We start from the raw sequence: 26,075 nt of genomic DNA, 5'->3' as shown, positions 1-26,075 counted from the left end.
CCTTACGAGGAGGACGAGCCGCCACGAGATGTCCCACCAGTACCAAAGCCTGATTTTCCTGTGCTTGTGGAAGAGCTATTGGAGTAGGAATTGGAACTCTTAGATGAACTATCCGTCGAATAGGAGCGTTGTCCACTCGAATAAGAATTTGATCCACTTGAAGTTGAGCTACCTGAAGTTGAACTAGCCTTATTTTGCGTACTGTTTGTTATACCATTTGTTGGTTTACTCTCATCCTTAGCGCTTGATGACGATCGTGGCACTGCTGAGCCGCCACCATTGCTTTGCTCATCTCGCTCTGTACCATTTTTTAAATTGCGACTTTTATATATCGCACTTCCTATCATGGCTCCAGCCGTTGCATACATCAAACCATTAAAGAAATGCTGTGCATAGTAAGGTGAATTTTCATCGATACATTCAAAGGAACCATCATCACCTTCTTGCCATTCATCACAAGCTTCAGCCATTTCACTATTGTAAACACTTTCTATTTCATCACTTGTAATGGCTTGATTTTGATCTTCGGTTACCTGATTAGAAGTAGTTAAAGGGTATTCTTCTACTGTTTGAGATTCACTATTTCCACATGCTGCTAGCTGTACAGCCATCAAAGATGCCGTTGTCACAGCCATATATTTTTTTATTTGCTTTGCCATATTATAAGCGCTCCTTTATTTCTGGTACCTAGTTTACGATTATCTCCCATTTTAGGTTTCGTTTTTTACAAAAACATACAATTTATTTTAGCAGAAAAAATCCCAAACAGTAGGATTGTTTGGGATTTACAGTGTTTTATGATTGTTTTGATACGACTTTTTTTCCATAAGTCATATAGCGCCATAATTTTTCAAATGGTCCTATTGTAAAGAACTTAAACCAAATCACGCTAAAAATTATTTGAATGATAAACGTAATACTCGCTATCACTACAATATCTGATGGTGAAACTACTTCTAGCCCCATGAATGAGATGATGGCTGTTCCAATAAAGCTTTGCGCCAAATAATTTGTAAAGGCCATTTGCCCCACACGTCCAATTGGCTGAAGTAGCTTCGCTATTGTTTTATGTTCTAATAGAATAAACAAACCACTTAAGTAAAAATAGGTTGTTGGAACAACCCCTAAGCCAATGATAGATTGGAGCTGTTGGTCATCTGCTTGTGAGGCAAACCAAATCCATAATGAGAATCCAATAAAGAATGGGAAAGTACTATAAAGCAACCATTTTATTTTTTGACTATGCGCTCCAATATGCCCAATCCAATCAGCTTTTGCTACTAAAAATCCACTTAAAAACATAATAAAGATAGCTACTGCATCATTGCCTAAAAAGCCAAAAATAGCTGACGAAACGGCATTAGACGGCATATACATTTGTCCTAATAGTGCCAGAATATGCAGTGTGATAATGGTAAATAACCATTTAGAAATGGTTGAAACCTTCGCAGAGTAAAATGGTAGCAATAAAAAACCAATTACTGCGTAAATGGATAGGATAGAGCCCCAAAAAATAAAAATATGAATAATACCAATAACGAATAAAGCAAATAAGCGTCTTGCAAAGCGCCATCTCGGTCTATCCCCACGCGCTTCTGCACGTGAAGCAAAAATATAAAAACCAACTCCAAATAGGAATGAAAAGATAGAGAAAAATTTCTTTTCTATAAAAATATCAATAAGTGAATCAATCACCCCATTGATTCCACTCATATCAGGCATTGGTGCACCCTCCATTAAGAGCTGATAGGCACCTACATTAATAAATAAAATACCAAATAACGCTAATCCTCGTATAATATCTAAGGAAATGATTCGTTCTTTTTGTGTAACGGATGGATTCATGTTGAAAAACTCCTTATCTTTTATGCTATAGCTAGCATAACGCACCATCCTTACAACTAATTATTTTTAAGCTTACAGGAACCTTACAAATCAAAAAGAATAGTCTTATAGTTTTTTATCCTCTTCTATGATGAAATATTACATATTTTATAGAAAAGACATCGAAAAGAGAGGTTAAGGAGATGAATAGAAATCGCAAGCTCGGTTTTTGTTATCCTGGCTACCGATACTGTGGCCCTGGCTGCTCAGGACCAGGTATGCCTACAAATGCAGTGGACGCTTGCTGTAAACTGCATGATGAATGCTATGAACGACACGGTAGCACAAAATACTGTGATGAATTGTTTCAACAATGCCTCCGTCCCCATATGAACGCACCAAATAAAATGGCTAGAGACGCTAGACTATTCTATCGAGTTTTTGAATTACGCAATCGTTTCTTTTAACAGCGCATAAAGCTCACGATGTTTATAATAACCGCGTGGGCTACTTTTTTGTATAGATAGCATATTTTTGCGGAGTCGTAAAACCAAGCTTTGTGCCTAGGTGAATGGAGCCTGTATTTGAAATATCACAATCCCAACAAGGCTTTAGCTGGTTGACTAGACAATGATCTATAAAGGCTTCTGCAATGCTACTTGCTAATCCTTGTCCTCTATAGTTTGGATCTGTCATAATATCAATTTCTGCATAGTCATTTGACTTAAATATAGAGACGGCTTCACTAATGATTTGTTCATTATGTACGAAACAAAAGCCAAAGCCATTTTTGAGAAAATTAGAGGTAGAATCCCAATATTCCTCATAATAAGTCTGATCAAATTCCAGTGAATTTTTAATCAGGGGTTCAGTAATAAATTTGACTTCGTAATCACCTTCCCCATGCTTCTCTCTATGATTATAAATATTTTCATCAAATGTAAATGTATAGCGTTCTAGCTTTCTTAGCTGATTATTTAACAATTGTTCGATTTTAGTATTCCACTGTTCAGAATAAGAAAATAAGGTAAACCGTTTCTGTTGTTCTATAGCCTGTTGAAAACAATAAGCAAGCTGATAATCAATCGAAGTCTTATTTTCATCGCCATATACATAGTATATCCCTGATTTCGTGTGAAATAATAATGTTTGAAAAGCAGCTGTATCGGAATAGACAGCTCCTTCTATCATTCGATCTAGTATACTATAAACAAATGTCGGGGCACTTGAAATAAATTGTTTAATGATAGGATATTGCTCTTCCGAGACTTTTATCATGCTATTTCCTCCAGTATTTTGCAGTATGTATCATTTCTATTATAATAAACTTATATCCATATGAAGGGACTGAATTATGCGCAGATAGCAATATTTTTCATCCAACATCATCATAATTTTGGAGGTAAAAGTATTGATTGAAAATATCAACACGGAAAGATTGCGGTTACAAAAAATGGAGAAAGCTGATGCTAAAAGTTTATTAACCATTTGGTCTGATCCTGATGTAACCAAGTATATGAACATTACTCAGTTTACACAAGAAGAGCAAGCCTTGGAAATGATTGAACTTCTAGAACAATTAGCTAAGCAACACAAGGCAATCCGCTTCTCTATTTTTGAAAAGGCATCCAATCATATCATTGGGTCATGTGGCTTTAATATGCTTGATTATGACAATGCTCTAACAGAGATTGGCTATGATTTGGGCAAGGAATATTGGGGAAAAGGCTATGCAACAGAAGCTATAACTGCTTTAATTGATTATGCCTTTAAGCACTTAAAAATGGAAACAATTGCTGCAGAAGTTGACGCTGCCAATATCAATTCAATCAAGGTTTTAAAAAAATTGAATTTCATTTACCAAGAGAAGCACAATACTGAAGATACTCTACAACTTTACACTTTAACAAAATCGTAAGAAGAAAAGGCTAAGCATGGTAGAATTCAACCAATACTTAGCCTTTTTGATTAATGATACATGCCGTTATTAATTTTCCCTGTCAGCTTTTCTATTTTTACTTCAAATAGTTCGATTTTCGGCATAATCGGATAGCCCTCTCTTTCAAATGTCCATTCAGGATTTCCATACTTATCCAGCAGCGCATCAAAGAACCATACTTTTTTTGATTCCTCTTCAATTCTTTCGATATGTCCAAACAGAACCACACTTTGATAAACTAGTGCGGATTGACAGGCATATTTTTTGCCTGGATGTAAATCACCCATATCGCACACTTCTATACAAATTTTAGGATTTTGTTTGATATTTGACCAAAAGTGACTTTCTCGAAGATTACCAATATGCAAGTATAGTTTGTCCTCCCCTTCATATACATAGACAAACGGAATAACATAAGGAAAACCTTCCTCATCAACTGTTGCGACATGTGCCACTTTTCCCAACTTTAAGTATTGCTGTGCGTCCTCTTGTGAAATTTCCACACGTTTGTTTTGAATCGTACCTCTCATCGTTTATTAGCCCCCTTATGAAATTATGTAACGATTAATAAACGCCGCTAAACCGTTTATTTTAAACATACATATATTTTACATCTTTAACAAAGCTAAAAAAAGGGTGAATTTTTTCAGTAGAATAATAAAAGCCAAGGATGCACTAGTATTGCACCCTTGGCTTTCTTGTTATTTTATTGGAATCCAAATTTCTGAATACGAATCAGGGCTATAAGCATCCTCTTCAGGATAAACCTCCAACTCCGCTGTTCCTGCTGGTTCATATGGGTTGGATGGGAACCACTCTGAATAAATTTGTTTCCATGTATTTTGCATTGCATCAGGCATAGGTCCATGTACTTCAAAGATAACCCATTTAGATGCAGGTACTTCCATTGTTAAGAGATCTTCACCTACTTCTCCTACATGATCAGTAGCAATCCAATAATCAATGAAGCCCTTTTGTCCCTGTTCTGTATTTGGTACACAAACACCTAGTACGCCATTGACCGTGCCATTATTTAATTGGTATAGCTGATGATCAAAGCCACTTTGGTTGACCTCTTGCCAAAATAGAGGTATTTCCGTTGTGTTCTCCCCATTTTGACAGTTGTATGTTCTTTTTACACCGACAATTTGAAACTTGTCTTTTTCAATAATTTTATACTTCATTGGTTCTGCTCCCTTCAAGCTTACCTGTATGACCAGGCGATTATATGATTGTAATGGTCCTTGCTTCTTTCTTGCTTCACTAGGCGTTACATGGTGTTGTTTACGAAACGCTTTAGTAAAGGCTTCAGGAGTTTCATAGCCGTATTTGTAGGCAAGATCGATTATTTTTTGTTCAGTACCCAGCAATTCTTGTGCAGCTAATGTTAATCTTCTTCGCCGTAGATAATCTGCAATAGACATATCTGTCAAAATGGCAAATGTTCGCTGAAAATGAAAGACAGATGAATTAACCTCCTGTGCAATCTGTTCAATCGTAATATCCTCTAATAAATGATCCTCCATATAATTAATGGCCTTTTGAATCGACTCAATCCAACTCATTGCTCTCACTCCTTGATTCCATCATAAAATAGATATGGCTGCTTAACCTGTCTTTTTATGCTAACTTTGGACAGGCTAAATAGAAAGAATTTTCTTTAAATTTTCTATTGAAATACATTAAACTCTGACCAATCTTTCAGGACAGATTTAACAAAATCAATTGAATTAAGAATTAGGAAGACCTAACCGTATTTTATTATCCCTCCTTTGCTTAACCAACATTAAAAAAAGATAAGTTTATTATATACAGAAATGAAATGGAGGTTTTTTCTTGGTCAAACGGCAAGATGTTGCTGCTTTTTGCTTAAACGAAAGATAATCAATTATTAATGGTTTTACAAGGAAATAAGGATGAAGCAAAAATACGGGCAGATCCATCAGGTGGTAAAGAGGCAGTAGAAGACTTTGAGACACGCTACATTCGGTAGGGTTTATGAAGAAACAGGCAATCTCATTAAGATTATTAAAGAAATTATTATAGACATAATGAAGTTGTGGAGGTTCATTATTTTGAAACGGTCCTGGTTAGGGAAAAATGATGATCCCTGATGTAGATGAATTCATTTATGACATTGCATGAAAATCAAAGGAGGAAGTTACCCGAATACCATTAACCTTCCCCAACACTCGAGTTTATCTTTTATTAAAAAAAGTCACGTCTCATCGACATGACCCCTCTTGTTAAATGGTGTAATCGCTTTGCTGATAAATAATTAAAGCAGAATGGATGACCGTCTGCTCTCCAATAAAGAGCGTATTGTATTTGATATCAAGTATGAAAAAGCCTTTTAAATCTACTAAAGCTCGGTTAATATCAAGTTCAAATTGCACAATATCATTGTTTTGAATTGTCACAACTTGAGTTATCTGTGTCATTGTCCACACTCCTTTAATCTTATGATAGAGCAAAAAGAAGTACATGTCACATAAAAAAGTTGGAGCTAAAACAGCCCCAACCTTTAGTACATCGTTAAATACTCCTCACGCTCCCAGTTATGGACACGTGTGCGATATTTATTCCATTCAATCTCTTTCGCAGCTGTGAATTTATCGTAAATATGGTCACCCAGTGCATCACGAACAATGGCATCCATCTCTAATTCGATTAACGCAAATTCTAATGAGGATGGTAAACTATCAATCCCATTCAACTCCCGATCCGCTGCTGTCATTTTATAAATGTTACGGTCTACTGCAGCTGGTGGCGTTAAATCTTTTCGTATACCATCCAGCCCAGATGCTAGAATAACAGTCATTGCTAAATAAGGGTTTGCTGCTGGATCCACTGAACGCAATTCAATTCGTGTAGATAGTCCACGAGCTGCTGGAATACGAATTAATGGTGAGCGGTTTTGAGCAGACCAAGCTACATAGCAAGGGGCTTCATAGCCAGGTACTAATCGTTTATAGGAATTGACAAGTGGATTTGTGATAGCCGTAAAGCCATGCACATGCTTCATGATTCCTGCCATAAAGCTACGTGCGGTTGCACTTAATTGCAAGTCTGCATGTTCATCGTAGAAGGCATTTTTATCACCTTCAAATAACGAGAGATTAAAATGCATTCCTGACCCATTGACCCCAAATAGTGGCTTTGGCATAAATGTTGCGTGGAGGCCATGCTGTGCAGCAATGGTTTTTACAACTAGTTTAAATGTTTGGATATTGTCACATGCCTCAATAGCACTCGCATACTTAAAGTCGATTTCATGCTGGCCTGGTGCTACTTCATGATGAGACGCTTCAATCTCGAAGCCCATTCCCTCTAGCTCTAAAACAATATCACGACGACAGTTCTCTCCCAAATCAGTTGGCGCTAAATCAAAATAGCCCCCACTATCATTTAATTCCAGTGTCGGACGCCCCTTTTCATCCAACTTGAATAGGAAAAATTCAGGCTCTGGCCCTAAATTAAACGAAGTAAAGCCTAGCTCCTCCATTTCCTTCAATACTCGTTTTAAATTGGAGCGTGGATCTCCTTCAAACGGTGTACCATCTGGTCTTGCAATATCACAGATAAAGCGTGCCACTTTCCCCTTTTCAGCAGTCCAAGGAAAAATCACGAAGGTATTGAAATCAGGCTTTAAATACATATCCGATTCTTCAATACGCACAAAACCTTCGATTGAAGAGCCGTCAAACATGACTTTATTATCTAGCGCTTTTTCTAATTGACTGACAGGCACTTCCACATTTTTGATTGTCCCTAATATATCTGTAAACTGTAGGCGAATAAATTTCACATTTTCTTCCTTCACTCGACGTATAATATCTTCTTTGGTATAATGTTTCATTTTTCACCACTCCAATGTAAATTTAATTAACATACTTTTTTATGACTGATCTAAAAATACATTAAAATTGAATAATAAGCAATATGTATGTAATGTTTTATAACATGCATTTTATCGAATATATTAATCCCTTTTTTAGATTAATTTTTCTTACCACATTTCCATCTCAAATAGCGATCTTTCACCTTAAAAGAAGGGCAAAATTAATACTTTCTACAAAAGGCCTTTAGTCTTACAAAATCCTTCGTCACTCTAAAAATGTACAGTCAAGTATCATGACTAGAGACGAAGCATTCTCTACTTCCTCATGCATCAAATGCAGATATATCAAGAGCATCGTTAAAAAGTTAACCCGTGAACCCTATCCAAGAACCTAGATGTCAAAAATCCTATTGATTAAGTTTTACTTTATATCACAAAAGCCTTGTATAATGCCATATTTATTGGTAAATTTATAGCAAATTAGAATTTTCATTTATTCATATTATAAGTAAATACGGAGTATATAATTATGGTTAGAAATCATTATGTTGGCTTCCAGGAAATATTTAGTTATAGATACATAAGGCGGTGAATTTAGTAGGCATGTCAGTATTAATTATTGGCAGCGTAAGTAATGATGTGCTACGTCTGCAGAAATATTTTCATCGTATCAGCATCCCAAATATTCATTGCTTTTCAACAACGGAAGCAGCAATGAATTATTTAGTAGATTCATCTTTGAAAGATGAGCTGGAATTAATCGTCCTCGACACTAAAATGACACTCAGCAATTGCGAGGAAATTTGTCAGCACATTCATGTACTTAAAAATTGGATAGATGTCCCTATCCTTCTATCCACTACCTACGAAAAAAACATAACAATCGATAGGGTGTTTGAAGCAGGTATTTTCGACTTTATTTTAAAGCCGTTTGATTTTACTCATTTTAAAACTCGAATTCAAGTAGCCTTAAAATATCAGAAGGAAGCCACGCTTCGAAAGCAGCAAGAAAGTATGATTCAAAAAGATTTATTCGTTGCAAAAAAATTCCAAAAGAACGCACTATCTCCTCCATTAAATCTTGAGCAAATACAGATTGATGGTCTTTATGTAACATCTAATACACTAGGAGGTGACATGTACTGTTGGTTTAAGATTAATGACCATTTAACCGCCATTCTTCTGTACGATGCAATGGGGCATGGCATAGCTGCATCACTCGTTACGATGTCCATTAGATCGTTATTAAAAGGAATGATTACTAAGTTAATTGATCCAGTAGCAGTAATCCAAGAACTTAACCGCCAAATATACGAGCTATTTTCTGATGAAGATATGGACCGTTTTTTAATGACGGCGATTTACATACTTCTAGATACGAAAAATGGAACATTGCACTATGTGAATGCGGCTCACCCTTCTGGTTTTTTATTTGGAAAATATGGAGAAACAGTCTTCCTCCCAGCGAATACACCTATCCTCGGACTATTCCCTACTATTCAAATAAATAAAAAAACAATACCTTTATCAGGCTGGCACCGTATTATTCTTTATACAGATGGATTATTAACATTGAACGAGCAAAATTCAATTGATATGGACTTTTTCTACGCTTATGCTTCACAGGATAATAGCTATGCACTACAAAAATTTTCTCAAAAATACAATTTAATTGACAATGATTACAGCGATGACATCACAGTCGTTTCAATAACAATTACATTAAAGGGTAGGTGATTGAAGATGGAATTCACACTCAATGTAAATCCTGATACACAAGCTATAGCCTTTATTGATCAAATTATGGAGAATTATACAGATTTATATAATCTACCTTATAAACGAGAAATAAGATTTGTTGTTCATGAATTAGTCATCAATGCCGTAGAGGCTATGGGGAAAATTAATATACCCACTCAAAAGGAAATTCAAATACATGTAACTCAATCAAACGAAGAAATAAAAATAACAGTCACTGACGAAGCAAAAGGTATTGACGAAAAGGACTGGGACAAAGTTCTTCAATTCGATTTAGACAAACTTGATTATGCTGATCGTGGACGCGGTTTATTTTTTGTCAAAAATATGGTAGACCATATTTGGTTCGAAAATATTTCTGAAACAAAATTTTTAGTAGGTATTTCCAAAAAGTTTCATCTATAAAGTAAACGTAAAATTGGGGGCGTTTTAATGAAGTTATCTATACGAAAGAAAATGAATCTGCTTATATTTGGTTGTATTATTTTACTTACTTCCCTTTTAGCAGGCGTCAATTTTTTTGTTGCCAAGAACAATCTATTAGAAAGTGCTGATACAAAGCTTTTATCAGATATACAATTGAGCTATGAATATTTAGATGCTAAATACCCTGGAGAATGGTCCATAAAAAACAATCAGCTCTATAAAGGCGATATCAATATGGTAGAAAACTTTGAGGTGGCTGATAAAGTTGGAGAACTTACAAATGGGAATGCTGTATCCATCTTTCAAAACGATACTCGTATCAGTACCAATATAGTGGATAATGGTGAGCGTGCTTTAAATACAAAGGTTTCTGACGAGGTTGCAACTGTTGTGCTCGGAGAAAAAAAGCGCTTTATCGGTTCTGCAAATGTCTTAGGAAGTTTGCATCAAGCAGCCTATGATCCTATCGTAAATAGTCAAGGCGAGGTGATCGGTGTATGGGCAACCGCTGTCCCTACCGCTCCTTATATAAGCATTGCAACAAAATCAGCACTGGAGAATGTAGCTATTTCCTTAGTGATTGCCATTGTAATGATCGGAGGAATTAGTTGGTTCTTACAAAAGCAAATTGTAAATCCTATTAACATTTTAAGTACCAATGCCAAGGAATTAGCAGAACTAAATTTAAATGTTAAACTGTTAAACCCTAAAGGCAAAGATGAAATCGCTGAATTAGCACGCGCATTTAGTAGTATGAAAAATCATTTAACAGAGACGATAAAGATTGTAGCTGGTAGTGCACACCAAATTGCAAAGTCGTCACACACTTTGGCAGAATCATCACATCAAACAAGTGAAGCATCTAATCAGATTGCACTAACAATGAATGAAATCGCCGTTGGTACTACCACTCAATCTGATCAGGCTGAACGAATAGTTTCAATGATGCAAAAAACGATTGAAGAAGTATCAAAGAGCTTACAAAAGGCTGAAATCACTTTAAATAGCGCTATCGAATCCACTCATATCGCACGTAAAGGAGAAGAAGCCATCAATGAAGCGATTATGCATCTAAGTGATGTTACAAAAACTGTGTCTTATGCAACTGATTCTATCCAAAAATTAGGCAAGCGCTCTGAAGAAATTGGTGGTATTATTACCGTTATCACTGGGATCGCAGAACAAACGAATCTGTTAGCACTCAATGCAGCCATTGAGGCAGCACGAGCAGGTGATCAAGGAAAAGGCTTTGCTGTCGTTGCATCAGAGGTTCGTCAACTTGCAGAGCAGTCAAGTTTAGCAGCAGGACAAATTACAAATCTTATTAATGATATCCAGGCTGAAACATCTGTAACCGTACGAACGATGGAAAGCAATTTACTGGCTGTCGAGGAGCAGGTTACGATCATCAATAAAGGTGGAAGTGCCCTTAAGGAAATCGTAGAGAAAGTTGTCGAAACTGAGGAAGGCGTCGAACAAATGAAAGTTGCATTTACACATGTTAACGACAACTCTTTAAGCGTACAACAAGCAATTCAAGATATTTCTCGTATCATTGAGGACGCTGCCGCAGCTACAGAGGAGATTGCAGCAACCTCAGAAGAGCAATATGCGACTGTTGCAGAAATTACACAAAGCTCAGATGAGTTATCATCAATTGCTGATAATTTACAAAATGAAGTGAATAAATTTAAGTTTGAATAAATCCCCAAACAAGAAAAGAATAATGGAGGCGCTATAGGATGAATCAGAAGAAAATTGCAATGAATATTGACACAAAGGCTGATTATATTGTAATTGCGTTTACAGGCGATTTAGAATACGGGATGATTGAAGAAATAAAGTCAGAGCTTCAAACACTTAGCTTAGACACAAAGCATGGATACATTATCGATATGCAAAAGGTAACAAATATTGATAGTACTGGATTCGGTATGATCGTTAATTTTGCTAAGAAAGTGTCTGTAAAAGATAAGAAAATCGCCATTATTGTCGTCGATGATTTCATTCGCAACTTATTCGCTATTTCACAGGTTGATAAAGTATTCCCTATTGCCAAAAGCGAAGAACAAGCAAGGAAGATTATTAAAGAAGATTGGCTAGGTGAGCTATCACTTAACGATTATTAATCTTTGTAACCATAATAAAAAGGTGTATTCCTAATAGACGGAATACACCTTTTCATGTTTAAAAAAAGAAGATGTCCACGGCAGAAAAAGCAACTTTGCAAGGTGAAAGGTATTTCCGTTCCGCCAGCGTCTAGGGGGCGTCCGATGAGCCGCTTTACTCACTTCCATTCGCTCCAGGGTCTCATCTTTGACCCCTGGCTCCACTCCAATCAACCATTTTTTCATAGTAGCATAGCGATTTCAATGTGGAGAAGTGGTGATTGACAGCACCTCTACATAAAGAGTAATGAACACCTTCATTTTATTTGAAAACCTTTGCTAAATAGATTAGATTTTTTTGGTTAGATAGGAAAGCAAGTAGCCAAGCAACAGATATCCATTTCTACCTTTCAATTGACTGTTTTGTTTTTCTTTAATACTGCAGTAGCATATTAACAAACACAACGAGAATAATAATCGGTACAACAACTAACATTAACATACGATATGTAGAATAATAGCCTTGCCCCATTTGACTACCCGTTAGCAATTCTCTCTTCACAAATTCTTTATCCACTACATAGGCAATAAAAATAGCAATGAATAAATTCCCTAATGGAAGCATGATATTCGACACTAAAAAATCGGTTGCATCAAAGATACTTTTCTCAAAAATCATTATATCCGATAATACACTCGAAGAAAGTGCTGCTGGAATAGCTGCAATAAATACGACTATACCAAGTAAAAGCGTCCACATCGGTCGGGATTTCTGACTATGCTCCATAAATGCCGCGACGATAATCTCATATAAACTAAATGATGACGTTAATGTAGCAAATAAAAATAGCAATAAAAACATGGCTAAAAACACTTCACCAAATGGCATTTGACTAAAAGCTGTTGGCAGCACCATAAATAGCAAACCCGGACCCGCTGCTGGCTCTAAATCAAAGGCGAACACCACAGGGAAAATCGCTAAACCTGCTAAAAATGAAACAAGCACGGTTAACAACACTACAGAACCCGCTGAATTCGGAAGACTGACATCCTTTTTTAAATAAGAGCTATATGTAACTAGACAAGAAAAGCCTACTGCTAACCCAAAGAACGATTGTCCTAGGGCTTCTAATAATGCTTTACCTGTAATATTCGAGAAATCAGGCCATAAGAAGAATTTTACCCCTTCCATTGCCCCATCTAATGTAACTGCACGCACAACAAGGACAATGAACATTATGAAGAGTAACGGCATCATCCATTTATTGGCCTTTTCAATTCCATTTTGTACACCTAATGAAATCACAAGTACGTTGGCTAATGTAAACAACACTAGTCCAACTAGCGTAATCCAAGGCGTACCTATAATTTTTCCAAATAGTTCAGCTGGATCTACTGCTGGATCAATTACCGCGCCAGCTACACCTAGCCCGCTATAAATAAAGATCCAACCTCCAACTACGCTATAAAAAGTTAATAATAAAAAACAGCCTAGCACGCCCATTCGACCAATCCAAGCCCAGCCTGGCTTAGTTGGAGCAATTTTTTTATACGCTGTTACAGCCTCGGATTGTGTACCACGTCCTAAAACATACTCGGACAATAACATCGGTAGTCCTATTAACAAGGTAAATAACACAAAGATAAGGAAAAATGCTCCTCCACCACTTTGTCCTGTTACATAGGGAAGTTTCCAAATTGCCCCTAGTCCAATCGCCGCACCAGCTGATGCTAAAATAAAACCTAATTTACTAGACCACTGTCCTTTTTTTCCACTCATCTCTTCAAACTCCTCAAACATTCTAAACTCTTCTCTATTTTACATGAAAATATAGCTTTCGACTAGGTTGTAATTATAAAGGACTAGATAGCTAGTTTATCCCATTACTTTTTTCTATAATTATCCGTTAGTTTTGCCTTTCTATCCTTCACTTTTAGTAAATTATCCATCAGACCTTTCCCCTATCCTTCAATCCTTCCAACAAAAAACCTCAGGTATGTTTACCCGAGGTTAGTAAAAATTATTTTGTTATATAGATAGAACGCTGGCGGTCGATCCATTTGCGCATTGTTGTAAATAAAAACGCCATAATAGCCGTTAATAAAATACCTTTTACAATGTTAAATGGTAAAATCCCAGCAATGATCATTTTATAAAGCGAATCACCTACAACAGGCTCCATACCTAAGAAGTATGTGTACATCGGTAAAAATACTGCGTAGTTTAAAACACTCATGCCTACCGCCATTACAACTGTTCCAGTCGCTAAACCTCCAACAAGACCAGCAATTGTTTTAAAGCGATTAAAAATAAGGCTTACTGGTAAAATAAATAAAATACCTGTTGCAAAGTTGGCAATATGACCTACTGGCACACCTGTTGGCGTTCCCGAGAAAATCCAATCCAATACATTTTTAAATAATTCTACTAAAATACCAGCCACAGGCCCCATAGTGATGGCTGCTATTAATGCAGGCATATCACTAAAGTCGACTTCCAAAAATGCTGGGAATGGTGGAATTGGGAAATTAAAAAGCATTAATAAAAACGAAATACTGCTCAGCATGCCAATCGTAATAAACGATTGAAGTTTAACATTTTTCTTCATAGAAAACTCTCTCCTCTTTGCTGATTCAATCTCGCAAGAAGAAAGGTGACGATCTTTCAATTGTTAGCATGAAAAAACCCTTATGCATGAAAAGCACAAGGGAGAAAGGCATGACGAATAAGCGTCAACATAAACTATTTTTTAAGCACTGTTTAAAAAGTCATACAAAAAAAGCGCTCGGTCATAGTTCATTTCATAACAATGAATGACGATCGTACCTCCATCTTCTCCCATCCAGACTTTAACTGTCGGCCTTGGAATCACACCAAGTCAGCCATGCAAATAAATTTGCACAGGTCGCGGGCTGAAGAGCGAAGCATAAACCATTCGAGTTAATGAAAAACATTAACGGTTCACCACTCTATTACCGCCGGTCGGGATTTTCACCCTGCCCCGAAGATGAATCATATTATTTTATACTACAACCTTACTATAATTAATTATCAAGAAAAAGTAAATAGTTCTGCTTAAAAAAAATCCGATTAGATTTGTATGTATTGTAAAAATTGAGCATTCCATGTTACAGGAATGCTCCATTTTTGATTTTGTCTAAGGCATATATTGTTTATTTGGCCCCACAGGCTTTGGCAAATACGTTTTTAAATCGAATCCTTCCCAGCTTTCTTGGACCACATTATCTAAGCGTAATTGTTGGTCAAAGCTAGCAGCAGTTAACATCATGGCCTCAATCAGTTGGGTAGCGCGAATTGGCTCCATCGATGCTAAATCTAAAGGGATATCGAAAGTAACGACTACACCTTCTGCTTCCTCTTTCACCGTGTATGTCACATTTTCAGGAACAACTGTTACATAAACATCATCATTTTTGTTTTTCATTAATGTAAGTGCCTCTGTAACATTAGCAAATGTTTGACGGAAATCTGGTGATAGATATTCTGCCCCATTACCATCTTGGTATAAATAATAATTAAAATGTTTGGCGTTTGTTAATGACATGGCTTGGCTTGGCTCACCCTCTTGAGAAAACTCATAAGGTGTGCCATCTTCATTTTGAATCTCAACTTCCGTATATTCAGAATCCGAGAATGTATCCTCTAAAGTACCTTTGTATTCATTAACGGTAGCTGAAGCAACATCATAGTTATTGTCCTTTGGTAAAACGTGGACAAGCTTGTCATCTTTCTCCTTCAGTTCACCCTTAAAAGGATGATAATCCGTAAACCCTTTGGCTTCTTCATCAATTTGAGGAGCATATTTCTCATACATCTGTAAAGTAGAAGGTTTTTGCGTCCCAAAATCAGTTGCTACACGCTCATTTGGTATCACATATGTCATTGGTACACTTTCTGCATCGCGTCCTGCCAAACCAATACGAAAAACGACAGCATCTTTCACATCTTCCTCATAGACTGATGACCGTAAAGATAACATACGCTCATGCTCCGCTACAATACTGGATTGAAGTGCCTCATCCTGGGTAGCGGCCTCTTTAGCAGAACGATCTTCCTGTAATGTAGAGTAATTAGCCGTTTCCGGTGTACTAGCTAGATCTTTTTGGCTAGCGTTATTATTCATGACCATGGAGCCAACGAGCACCGTTAACGCGAAAACAGCTGCTATACTCGTAAAAATCGACATTTTTCGGAACTTAAATCGTGATGGTTGTTCATCTTGAATCAAAGGTTTACTTTCTTGTTGTGCTTCTTCATTCTCTATAGGTTGTTGTATCGCTTCTTGAAGGTGACTATTATCCTGCAAGCGAGCATCTGCCATTAACCGATTTAATATTTCTTCTTTTGAACGGCGGTCAGAAAGCTTAGGGGCATTGTTCAATACATGTTCAAGCTGTTCATCATCAAATGGCTTATGCGTCATTGCCGTTTCGCCTCCTGTTCTCTAATCGGCTGTAGCTGTTGCCTTAAAAATTTAATGGCTCGATGCTGGGTGGTTTTTACCTTAGCTTCTGTCCAATCTAGTATTTGCGCTGTTTCTGCAATTGATAAGTCCTGAAAATAGCGCATAATAATGACCATTTTTTGGTCGCCTGTACAGTTTTCAAGTGCTGATTCTACCTGCATAAATTCATCACTGGCCTGTAGCATATCTTCCGGTGATGGTGTGGTTGAATGGAGCTGTTCCGTTTCCCAGTCAAAGAAATCATGTGAATGCTTTTGGCGTACAGCTTGCTTTCTAAAATGATCAATCGCTACATTTTTGGCAATAGCAAATAGCCAAGTTTTCTCACTACTATTCCCTGCAAATTGATCGTACGAGCGCAACACTCGTACATAAACTTCATGTGCTAAATCTTCGGCAAGTGTACGGTTTTTTACTAAATATATTAAAAACTGAAACACGTCTTGGTGATATGCATCGTATAGTCGATGGAACACGGAGTCATTCAAAGCACTCCACCCCCGTTCTATAATATTTGTCGTCTTACATTCATAGAAGTTACAGCCAATTAATAGCAATACATGTTATTAATCGAACGGTAAATAAAACGTGAAGGTCGTACCCTCTTTCAGCACACTGTCTACCATTATATTACCTGAGTGTGCCTTCACAATATTTCTAGCAATGGCTAAGCCGAGACCAGTTCCACCCTTGGAACGAGTACGTGCCTTATCGGCTTTATAAAAACGTTCAAAGACATAGGGTAAGTCCTCTTGAGGAATGCCATGTCCTGTATCTTGGACAGATATTTTAGCAAATGTCGGCTCCTGCTCTACTTTTACAGTCACAGACCCTTCATCTGTATGTCTAAGGGCATTGTCAACTAAATTTGTAAGCACTTGTTCAATGCGATCCTCATCTATATTAATCATAGCCTCGTCATTAAATTCACTGTCAAATTGCAGACGAACGTGCTTTTCTTTTGCTACCTGCGCAAATTTTTGTGTAATTCGTTCGAATGTAGAATTAATCGGTAATTCATCTTTATATAGCGTCATATGCCCTGATTCCATGCGTGCTAAATCTAATAGATCTGTCACAAGACGGCCCATTCGCTTCGATTCATCATAAATAATTTTGGTAATCTCATTACGCTCTTCCTGATCCTGAATAAAATCATCATCCATCAATGCTTCCGAATAACCTTGAAGCATGGCAATCGGTGTCCGTAGCTCATGAGAGACATTGGCTATAAAATCGGATCTAAGTTTTTCTAAGCGATGTTGTTCAGTCATATCACGAATAACAGCCACAGCGCCACGTATCATTTCACCACTATAAAGGGGACTAATAGTAAACGTATAATAGCTGCCGTCCATTTCAATTTCCTCTTCTAGTTTATCCTCAAACATCAGCACATGATCAAGCATATGATACAGCTCTGGCGGGATAGGTTTAGCACTTTGTGAGCCTTTATTCACAAACCACTTTTGCATTAGCCGTTCTGCTGGTGGATTACTTAATAATATTGTACGATCACGGTTAAATGTAATCACAGCATCTGTCATAGATGTCAAAATATTAGAAAGCTGTTCGTTTTCTTGATTGATGACCTCTAAATTATGCTTTAATTGACGGCCCATTTGGTTAAAGGCAACGGCAAGCTGACCAATTTCGTCATTTTGGGTAGTAGGCATTTTCGCTTCAAAATTCCCTTTCGCGATTTCAAAAGCCAATTCACGCATTTTTCTCAATGGCGAAGTAATACGTGAAGAAAGGAAAAATGCGAAGAATGTCGTCAACACAAATGCTATGAAGGCTGCTAAAAAGACAATTTTCGTTGTTTCCTTAGACGTTTTATGTAGCGCATCAGGGCTTTGATAGATGAAGACAGCTCCATGTACTGCATTTTCAACATTTAGCGGAAAACCAAGTACGACATAAGATTCCATCTTTTCTTGATCAGTTGAAGAAGGCATCATCATTTCTTTAATAATCGGTTCATCTGATTGAAACACTTCATGAAAAGATTTATTGGCTAAAATGGTATCTTGTATTTCTTTTTTATTGACACCCTCTTGCATCGCAAAGGACACTTCAACATGACTGATAGCGATCAATGCATTGGTCCCTGTAGGTAAAATATCTTTTAATAATTCCGAGGTAGATTCGGCTGTTTCATTGTCATCTACTATACTTGCTACCGTTGCAGCTGTTTGCCGCAATGAAATTTCTGCTTGCTGCATATGGTAATTTTGAAGAAATTCAAGCATTAACACCGTGAAAACAAATAATACAAATGAAACGAGAAGCAATATGGTTACCCATAGCTTCCCGACAACACTATTCCATATTCTATTCATTGACAACCTCAAATTTGTATCCAACGCCCCAAACCGTCACAATCATTTTAGCAGCGTTTTCAGAAACTCGGTTGAGCTTTTCACGTAAACGTTTTACATGTGTGTCCACTGTACGTAAATCACCAAAGAAGTCATAATGCCATACCTCTTTTAGTAGTTGTTCACGGTCAAATACTTTGTCTGGCGATTTCGCTAAAAAGTATAGCAATTCATACTCTTTCGGTGTTAAATTAACCTCAATGCCCTCTGCAGTCACACGGTGTGCATCATGATCAATCATTAAATGTTGGAACACCACTAAATCTTTTGAAGAAGACGCATTTGTCGTTGGTGAGAAAGCCTGTGAACGGCGTAAAATAGCCTTCACACGTAGCACAACCTCACGAGGACTAAATGGTTTTACAATATAGTCATCTGCACCAAGCTCAAACCCTTGTACACGGTTCGCTTCTTCGCCTTTGGCAGTTAATAAAATAATCGGTGTTGCTGCGCGCTCTCGAATTTCCGCACACACTTCTAGCCCATCTTTTTCAGGCATCATAATATCAAGTAAAATACAGTGATACTCTTTTTCTAAAGATTTCTCGATCGCTTGTTCACCATTTTCGGCCTCGTCAACAAGGTATCCTTCACGCTCAAGATACATTTTTAATAAGCGGCGAATACGATCCTCGTCATCTACTACTAATACTGAAATATTTTCTGACACTTTCACGATCCCTCTCTTCCAATCTTTCTCTAACTTCTATTGTACATGGTGTGACACATATTGAAAAGAAAAGAAAGCCTCTTCGCTACAGCGAAAAGGCTTGTTGCTTCACAGGTTACGCGTAGGAGTGTAAACCTGCCAGAATTAAGTTAACAGCAATTAGGTTGAATAAAATAATCCCGAAACCAATTAATGCTAACCAAGCAGATTTTCGACCTTCCCAGCCTTTTGATAGACGTAAATGCAGGAATGCTGCATAGAATAACCATGTAATAAGAGCCCATACTTCTTTTGGATCCCAACCCCAGAAACGACTCCAAGCAATTTGTGCCCAAATCATCGCAAAGATTAAAGCACCAAGGGAGAATACAGGGAAACCAATCAGCACTGAACGATAACCAATTTCATCAAGTAATTGTAAATTGACACGTTTAACAAGTGGTTGGAAAATGGCACTAATTCGACGGCGAGCAATTAAACGAATTAATAAATACAACACAGATCCTACCATTAATGACCAAACAACAGTTGTTAATTTTTTCGCATTAATTAATGCTGGCATTTCTACTAATGGCGACATGCCATGTTCTTCTATCACTTCATATTCATTCATACCGAATACTGGAGGTAAATTGTAAATAATTTTACGAGTAGTTCCTTCTTTATCCACATAATTATAGCTAGACTCATAATCCATCGCACTAAATGTAGATGTAACTGCAACAAACCCAACAACTACTACAAGACAGTACATAACGGCCTCTAACCAAAAACGTTGTTTAGAAGGCTTTGTTAAATCAACAACTTTTAATAAGTAAATAAGTCCTGCCACAGCACTAATGGCTAAAATAGATTGCCCTAATGCTGCTGTAATAACGTGAATTGTTAACCAATGACTTTGTAATGAAGGCACTAATGGACTTACTTCTTTCGGGAACATTGCTGCATAAGCAATAATCAAAAGCGCAACAGGCAGTGCCACTAATCCAAGTGCAGTCAAACGATAAATAAAATAAATTAAGATAAACGCGCCGACAATGAACATACCAAAGGCAGTTGTAAATTCGAACATATTACTTACTGGCGCATGTCCTGTATAAATCCAACGCGTAATAAAATAGCCAAGCTGTGATAGGAAACCAATAATAGTAACCACAATGGCAAGCTTGCCCCATTTGCCAGTATTTTTACCAGTAGCATTACCTTGCTTAATTGAACCACCAAATAATAATGTCGCAACTAGATAAGCAATAAACGCTACAAATAGTAAGTTTCCACTTAAGTCAATCAAACTCATAAGGTGTTGTCACCTTCCTTTTCTTTAATGCCACCAGTAGTGGACTCTTCGCCAGCCTCATCTTTCTCTAACTGATCTTTATACGGAGGCAATGCAGCAAATGTTGTAACAGCATCTAAATCCTTTTTCATGCTGAACATATTTTTGTTGACATGGGCAGCCATTAACACACGGCCGTCTGGTTCCACTTGAAGCCATAAACGACGATGATTCCAGTAAGAGCCAATGGCAACACCGATCATAAAGATGACCCCACCAACAAACAGAATAGGGATGGTACTATCTTTTCGCACCGTAATACCTGACATATCACGCATCTCTGCACTAGCAAATTTCATTCTGTATTTATTTTCACCCAGTGGTTCTAAAGGAGGCTGCATAATTTCAACAAAGCTTACTTCTCCTTCAGGAGTTTCTGGTGTAGTCATTTTAAATAAAAATGCAGGATTATTTGGAATAGACGTTTTAGTCTGAGGTTCTCCATTTTCAAATCCATCAAAATCAGGTGTATAGACAAGAATTTGAACGGATGAACCATTCCCTAAATCATATTCTTTTTTAGGATTTGTTAAATCAATCTCTACCTTACCTAATGATTTCTCTGTTGTCTTATTAATTAATTCAAAGTTCATCTGTTTTAATTCATTTAGACGATAATCCATCTGGTAAAGAGCAAAGCCATCTTCTTTCAAAGGATGGTTTACACGAATAGAATAGTCTTTTACTTTTTCAAGATTTTCCGTATCCCCAGGCAATGCGTCTTCAGGTTGCTTGTAAAGTGTAATATCGGTCTGGAAGTTTTTAGCCACTACATTCACACCCTGTTTAACTTGCTCACCTTGAGGTGTATTATCATGTGTTTCTAAAATAAAGTCACGGTTTTCAATGAAATAGCCTTCCATTCCAGTGATAGCTCGTGTTTCACCTTCACGCACCCATATCGATTCATCAACATAGAAGCCTGGAACTAGACGTAGCATGACCCCACCTAAAAAAATGATGAGACCTACATGGTTTATGTACGGACCGTAACGAGAAAAGCGTCCTTTTTCAGCTAAGAGAGCGCTACCATCTCGACGAACAGAATACTTCATCTCAGTCATTTTTTGAGCCACTTTATCAAGCGTTTCCTCCGCACTCGCTGACACTTGTCCTTCTGCAACAATGCGCTGACGCTTCATAAAGCTTTCATGTCTTTTAACACGTTGATTCTTTAATGATTTATAAAGTGGAATGCCTCGGTCAAGACTTGCCACTATAATTGATACCGCTAGCATACCAACCAAAATCTGGAACCACCATGAGCTATATAAATCCGAAAGCCCCAACGTATAATAGATTTTACCGAATGTACCATATACGTCTGCGTAGTAAGCCCCCTTCTCCATATCAGAAGCTTTTACGTAAAACTCTTGTGGTAGTAATGTTCCGACTGAAGCAGCAATTAATGTGATTATAATTAAGGATATACCAACTTTAACACTTGAGAAGAAATTCCATATTTTATCAACAAATGATTTGTTATATGTTTTGGAGCGAATGGCCATACCATCATAGCGCATATCAACAACCTTATTTTGTTTTTCTTCCTCGGTTAAAGGACGACCACATTTCTCACAAAGCTTCGTGCCGTATGGATTACTATGACCACAAGCACAAATGATTTTTTCCATCGTCATTTACTCCTTATTTGGCTTCACTAATTCCATGTACGAAGCAATATCCTTCTCCGTCATTTCACCTGTAATAATTTTGGCCACTTTGCCTTCTGGATCGATTAGCACTGTTGCAGGTAATTGACCTACATTATAAGCAGTCATAACACTTTTTGTTTTATCGATAACTACTGGAAATGACAACCCATATCGATCGACAAAATTCTGTACTTCAAAATCTGTTTGAGCAATATTGACAGCTAATGTTTGTACACCATGATCTTTAAATTCTTGATACTGATTGTCCATCGCAGGCATTTCCTTCTCGCAAGGCTTACACCAAGTTCCCCAGAAATTTAAAAATACCCCTTGCCCTTTATAATCCGACAATTTATGTTTTTCACCGTTTAAATCTACTAACGTGAAGTCAGGTGCCTCAGAGCCTACTGCTACTAACTCTACTTTTTCCTTTGTTGCTGTTCCATATACTGTGTACCCGATTGCCAACGCTAACACAGCTAAAATGACAGTTCGCAGTACAAGACGTTTTTTCTTTTTCTCCAAGTTAATAAACCCCCTATCAATTACGGCTTGCGTTTGCTTTTACATAAGGAAGAGACAAATAGAACTTTTTCATGCTCTATACGTCTATAAGTATGTAAAAGCTTCTTTCACATTGACGTCAACAATACCGGATTAAATGTGTTACAGCTTTTTTGAACAAACTGCTACTAGGTGTACTATTCTCACCTATTATAGCAAAATGATACAAAAACACTTAGCTATTAATTATGAATGATTTATGAACGATTTCACCACAAAGAAAGTGTAAACATCCAAATACCTCTTGTGGTATCCACACTTTCTTCTGGCAAAATTGCATTAATCAAGCTTTCCTGTTTCTGCTAACACACGTAGTTGCTTTACTTCATGCTTTGATAATTCACGGTATTCTCCTGGAGCAAGGCCAAATAAATCTAAGAAAGCAAAGCGTTCGCGTTTTAATTTGACAACGGGTGTTCCAATCGCTTCAAACATACGACGAACTTGACGATTGCGCCCTTCATGAATCGTGATTTCACAAATAGCTTTGCCCGCTTTTTCATCGAAAGATGTCATGCTTACCTTAGCAGGTGCTGTCTTACCATCCTCTAATTTGATCCCTCGTTGAAGCTTTTTAAGCCCTTCAATTGTTGGCACACCTTTGACACGAGCGATATAGGTTTTGTCAATTTTAAATTTCGGATGTGTCAACATATAGGAAAATTCCCCATCATTTGTCAATAGCAATAATCCAGATGTATCATAATCAAGACGACCAACTGGGAAAATACGTTGCGGAATATGATGAAATAAATCTGTGACAGTTTTGCGTCCTTTATCATCTGTAACTGCAGAAATTGTTCCACGTGGTTTGTAAAGTAAGAAATATACCTTATCTTCTTTTTCTAGTTTTACACCTTCTACTTCAATTGTATCGGAATTAGATACCTTTGTTCCTAACTCACGAACCACTACACCATTTACTTTAACTTTACCTTCTAAAATCAATTGCTCTGCCTTGCGCCTTGACGCAACGCCTGCATAGGCAATGACCTTTTGTAATCTTTCCATTTTTTTCACCTCTAGTTTTCTTTCACATTGACACGTTCGTCATCATTCGATTTCGATCCAATGAATAGGGTTATTTTTCCCGCTAATCTGTGAAAATTATGTCATACTTTTAGACATTATTAAAGAAAAACAAATTTCACATTTTTTATTTGAGTATTCCAAATAATTTCTCATTCGCTAATTTCTTAACATTTGAACCGAGATTTTGTTTTGTTTACTAGCAGTATACTCATTTGGTAATCATGCGAATCGATTGTATAATGTTTATTTTGACAGAAAAAAAGCTACCATTCGGCAGCTTTTATTTGTATACATTTTCAATTGTTAGGCCACGTTGCTTTAACTCATTGGCTATATAGTTTTTAGCCAGTATCATGTTGCCTGCCAAAGGTTCCTCCATTGTTGAACCGTCTTGAAATGTAAAAACCAGATGATCAGGCTTTGTCACTCCACTTTTTTCTAGATTAACCTGCTCAACTTTCACTATTTCTTCCCACTCGACAAAATTTACTTTTAAACTAAAAAATGGATTCATATGAATACCTCTCGAATCTATCCATTTATAAGTATTAAAGCTTAATGCGATAAAACCTAAGGCAATTAATAAGGAAGCAGACACTAGACCACGTTGAATATTCTTTCTTTTTTTCGTTTTAGGTATGATCAAATAATTGATTAGTAGTACGAGGGCCATAACAAATAAAGAGACCATAAAGATAATATAAGCATTAAAATAAGGTGCAAAATAATAAAATTCATTAGGTCGATATAGCATCTCTTGAATTGGATATAGTAGAATGACAGGGACAATTAAACTTGATAAGAATAAGACAATTATTAGCCCAAATTGAATTTGTCTACCTTTACTTTCCATAGAAGCATTCCTCAATTTCCTCACCCCTTTTTCGAAAATTAAGAATTCTATCTTCATTATCATTCTACCAAATTTAACACTAATTAATCAAATAATGTAAAAAATCAGCAAATCGTTTTTAACGATCCGCTGATTCAACTTTTACTGGCGTTGCATAAATACGTTCTTCCCCTAAAAAGATCGACAGGACTGCTTCTTGACGTTTCCTTGAAACATGTAATACTTGCCTCACTTGTTCTTTTTCCTCTTTATTTAATTGGAGTCGAATAGGCTCTTGTAAACGAATAGCCAACTTTTTATTGACATTGTATTTACCCTTCTTCACTACTGTTTCAAGACTATAATCTTGCCATACTTTATTGGATAAGCCTCGATGTACATTCCAATCATCTGATTCATTTAATGTGACGACAATGCAGGTTTGCCCATCCTTTTGAAAGGCCGTTGCAAGTGTTCGTCCAGCAACTTTAGTAAAGCCTGTTTTTCCAGCAAATGCAGTACCAGTGGCTGACTTTAAGGAACTAACAGGCTGCTCTGTCTCATCATCTATATCTGCTGCTATTCCTGAACCTTCTCTTAATAGACGGTGTTTATTTTCCCATAGCATTCCGTTTACTGTATTTGCCCGATAAAGTACCGTTGAAGCAATTTTCTCAAATGTTTTATTTTGCAAAGCAAGTCTTAACATCTCAGCAGTATCTCTTGCAGACGATAAATGCTCATCATGATGAAGACCAGAAGGATTCATAAAGACGGTATTAGTAAGACCTGCAATAACGGCTCTTTCATTCATTAATTTGACAAAGCCCTCGACAGATCCCCCTACATGTTCGGCTAAAGCTGTTGCAGCATCATTGCCTGAACGTAGCATTAAGCCATACAATAACGTTTCAACTGTCACCGTTTCACCAGCCTGTAAGTAAATAGAACTCCCCTCAGCCATAGCAGCCTTCGGAGATATGACGACTTCTTCCTGCAAGTCACTATTTTCAATTGCCACAAGTGCTGTCCAAATTTTCGTTAAACTAGCAATAGGTAATCGTTCATCGCTATTGGACCCTATTAAAATCCGTCCTGTATCGCCATCTAAGACAGCATAGCCGCTTCCTCCTCTTGCTAAACTAGTTTGAGGAAGCATGACCATTAACACAATAATCATGATCAGTGTTAAACGAAATAACCGAAGCAACGAGCCACTCCT

At 37.1% G+C, this 26,075-nt stretch carries 25 protein-coding genes and 1 riboswitch; of the genes, 6 read left to right on the top strand and 19 right to left on the bottom strand.

Annotated elements, in window-relative coordinates:
- Nucleotides 1–2: 2 nt before the first annotated feature.
- Nucleotides 3–659 (bottom strand): hypothetical protein, encoded by a 657-nt coding sequence (locus MKZ14_RS06180; RefSeq protein ID WP_312124648.1) that lies wholly within the window; start codon nt 657–659, stop codon nt 3–5.
- Between the two features lie 136 nt (nt 660–795).
- Nucleotides 796–1,845: a DUF418 domain-containing protein gene (locus MKZ14_RS06175; protein WP_036080113.1), complete on the bottom strand. Its 1,050-nt coding sequence runs from the start codon at nt 1,843–1,845 to the stop codon at nt 796–798.
- 182 nt (nt 1,846–2,027) lie between these two features.
- Between MKZ14_RS06175 and MKZ14_RS06170 the strand changes: the two genes are divergently transcribed.
- Complete coding sequence (locus tag MKZ14_RS06170; RefSeq protein ID WP_128568202.1) at nt 2,028–2,291, top strand: Parvovirus coat protein VP1-like protein; 264 nt, start codon at nt 2,028–2,030, stop codon at nt 2,289–2,291.
- A gap of 40 nt (nt 2,292–2,331) precedes the next feature.
- Here the strand turns inward: MKZ14_RS06170 and MKZ14_RS06165 are convergent, their stop codons facing one another.
- Nucleotides 2,332–3,102 carry a GNAT family N-acetyltransferase gene (locus tag MKZ14_RS06165; protein ID WP_339280664.1) on the bottom strand — a complete coding sequence of 257 codons (771 nt, stop codon included), beginning with the start codon at nt 3,100–3,102 and terminating at the stop codon, nt 2,332–2,334.
- A gap of 133 nt (nt 3,103–3,235) precedes the next feature.
- On the opposite strand from MKZ14_RS06165, the gene MKZ14_RS06160 reads away from it, so the two are divergent.
- Nucleotides 3,236–3,742: a GNAT family N-acetyltransferase gene (locus tag MKZ14_RS06160; protein WP_339280663.1), complete on the top strand. Its 507-nt coding sequence runs from the start codon at nt 3,236–3,238 to the stop codon at nt 3,740–3,742.
- Between the two features lie 50 nt (nt 3,743–3,792).
- On the opposite strand, the gene MKZ14_RS06155 is transcribed toward MKZ14_RS06160, so the two are convergent.
- From MKZ14_RS06155 to glnA, 4 genes are all read right to left on the bottom strand, one after another.
- Nucleotides 3,793–4,293 (bottom strand): pyridoxamine 5'-phosphate oxidase family protein, encoded by a 501-nt coding sequence (locus tag MKZ14_RS06155; protein ID WP_339280662.1) that lies wholly within the window; start codon nt 4,291–4,293, stop codon nt 3,793–3,795.
- A gap of 171 nt (nt 4,294–4,464) precedes the next feature.
- The gene (locus MKZ14_RS06150) at nt 4,465–5,328 is read right to left on the bottom strand and encodes an AraC family transcriptional regulator (protein WP_036080121.1); all 864 of its coding nucleotides are present in this window, start codon (nt 5,326–5,328) and stop codon (nt 4,465–4,467) included.
- A 681-nt stretch (nt 5,329–6,009) separates the two neighbouring features.
- Nucleotides 6,010–6,204, bottom strand: coding sequence for a hypothetical protein (locus MKZ14_RS06145; protein ID WP_016991830.1), 195 nt, complete (start codon nt 6,202–6,204; stop codon nt 6,010–6,012).
- Nucleotides 6,205–6,287: 83 nt separating this feature from the next.
- Entirely contained in the window at nt 6,288–7,622 is a 1,335-nt protein-coding gene (glnA, locus tag MKZ14_RS06140) for a type I glutamate--ammonia ligase (protein ID WP_036080124.1), read from the bottom strand.
- Between the two features lie 585 nt (nt 7,623–8,207).
- On the opposite strand from glnA, the gene MKZ14_RS06135 reads away from it, so the two are divergent.
- From MKZ14_RS06135 to MKZ14_RS06120, 4 genes are read left to right on the top strand one after another with little or no spacing between them, the layout of a single operon-like run.
- A complete protein-coding gene (locus MKZ14_RS06135; RefSeq protein ID WP_036080127.1) occupies nt 8,208–9,341 on the top strand; it encodes a response regulator in 1,134 nt (377 codons plus the stop codon).
- Between the two features lie 6 nt (nt 9,342–9,347).
- Nucleotides 9,348–9,767: an ATP-binding protein gene (locus MKZ14_RS06130; protein WP_026023337.1), complete on the top strand. Its 420-nt coding sequence runs from the start codon at nt 9,348–9,350 to the stop codon at nt 9,765–9,767.
- A 27-nt stretch (nt 9,768–9,794) separates the two neighbouring features.
- Entirely contained in the window at nt 9,795–11,492 is a 1,698-nt protein-coding gene (locus MKZ14_RS06125; RefSeq protein ID WP_036080132.1) for a methyl-accepting chemotaxis protein, read from the top strand.
- 38 nt (nt 11,493–11,530) lie between these two features.
- On the top strand, nt 11,531–11,917 hold the full coding sequence (locus MKZ14_RS06120) for an STAS domain-containing protein (RefSeq protein ID WP_016991824.1): 387 nt from the start codon (nt 11,531–11,533) through the stop codon (nt 11,915–11,917).
- Between the two features lie 412 nt (nt 11,918–12,329).
- Here MKZ14_RS06120 and MKZ14_RS06115 read toward each other — a convergent pair whose 3' ends face one another.
- The 12 genes from MKZ14_RS06115 to MKZ14_RS06060 form a co-directional block, all read right to left on the bottom strand.
- Nucleotides 12,330–13,676 (bottom strand): sodium-dependent transporter, encoded by a 1,347-nt coding sequence (locus MKZ14_RS06115; protein ID WP_036080548.1) that lies wholly within the window; start codon nt 13,674–13,676, stop codon nt 12,330–12,332.
- Between the two features lie 241 nt (nt 13,677–13,917).
- A complete protein-coding gene (locus MKZ14_RS06110) occupies nt 13,918–14,505 on the bottom strand; it encodes an ECF transporter S component (RefSeq protein ID WP_016995263.1) in 588 nt (195 codons plus the stop codon).
- 218 nt (nt 14,506–14,723) lie between these two features.
- Nucleotides 14,724–14,910: riboswitch (FMN riboswitch) on the bottom strand.
- A gap of 144 nt (nt 14,911–15,054) precedes the next feature.
- Nucleotides 15,055–16,341 (bottom strand): hypothetical protein, encoded by a 1,287-nt coding sequence (locus MKZ14_RS06105; RefSeq protein ID WP_016995168.1) that lies wholly within the window; start codon nt 16,339–16,341, stop codon nt 15,055–15,057.
- Nucleotides 16,338–16,892, bottom strand: a complete 555-nt coding sequence (gene sigX, locus MKZ14_RS06100; RefSeq protein WP_081011069.1) for an RNA polymerase sigma factor SigX — start codon at nt 16,890–16,892, stop codon at nt 16,338–16,340. Before sigX ends, MKZ14_RS06105 begins: the two co-directional genes overlap by 4 nt.
- Before the next feature lie 57 nt (nt 16,893–16,949).
- The gene (locus MKZ14_RS06095) at nt 16,950–18,725 is read right to left on the bottom strand and encodes an ATP-binding protein (RefSeq protein WP_016995169.1); all 1,776 of its coding nucleotides are present in this window, start codon (nt 18,723–18,725) and stop codon (nt 16,950–16,952) included.
- Nucleotides 18,718–19,434: a response regulator transcription factor gene (locus tag MKZ14_RS06090; protein ID WP_004232215.1), complete on the bottom strand. Its 717-nt coding sequence runs from the start codon at nt 19,432–19,434 to the stop codon at nt 18,718–18,720. The genes MKZ14_RS06095 and MKZ14_RS06090 overlap by 8 nt, the downstream gene beginning before the upstream one ends.
- 115 nt (nt 19,435–19,549) lie before the next feature.
- Nucleotides 19,550–20,731 (bottom strand): c-type cytochrome biogenesis protein CcsB, encoded by a 1,182-nt coding sequence (ccsB, locus tag MKZ14_RS06085; RefSeq protein WP_339280661.1) that lies wholly within the window; start codon nt 20,729–20,731, stop codon nt 19,550–19,552.
- Nucleotides 20,728–22,404 (bottom strand): cytochrome c biogenesis protein ResB, encoded by a 1,677-nt coding sequence (locus tag MKZ14_RS06080; protein WP_054550608.1) that lies wholly within the window; start codon nt 22,402–22,404, stop codon nt 20,728–20,730. The genes ccsB and MKZ14_RS06080 overlap by 4 nt, the downstream gene beginning before the upstream one ends.
- 6 nt (nt 22,405–22,410) lie before the next feature.
- A complete protein-coding gene (gene resA, locus MKZ14_RS06075) occupies nt 22,411–22,950 on the bottom strand; it encodes a thiol-disulfide oxidoreductase ResA (protein WP_004232210.1) in 540 nt (179 codons plus the stop codon).
- Between the two features lie 318 nt (nt 22,951–23,268).
- Nucleotides 23,269–24,000 carry a pseudouridine synthase gene (locus tag MKZ14_RS06070; RefSeq protein WP_004232209.1) on the bottom strand — a complete coding sequence of 244 codons (732 nt, stop codon included), beginning with the start codon at nt 23,998–24,000 and terminating at the stop codon, nt 23,269–23,271.
- 301 nt (nt 24,001–24,301) lie between these two features.
- A complete protein-coding gene (locus tag MKZ14_RS06065) occupies nt 24,302–24,889 on the bottom strand; it encodes a hypothetical protein (protein ID WP_339280660.1) in 588 nt (195 codons plus the stop codon).
- Between the two features lie 103 nt (nt 24,890–24,992).
- The gene (locus MKZ14_RS06060) at nt 24,993–26,063 is read right to left on the bottom strand and encodes a serine hydrolase (RefSeq protein ID WP_258860300.1); all 1,071 of its coding nucleotides are present in this window, start codon (nt 26,061–26,063) and stop codon (nt 24,993–24,995) included.
- Nucleotides 26,064–26,075 lie beyond the last annotated feature (12 nt).

The organism is Lysinibacillus sp. FSL P2-0066 (genome assembly GCF_037969495.1).
In the GTDB taxonomy this organism is placed as follows: Bacteria; Bacillota; Bacilli; order Bacillales_A; family Planococcaceae; genus Lysinibacillus; species Lysinibacillus boronitolerans.
This window is presented reverse-complemented; position numbering and strand designations above follow the sequence as displayed.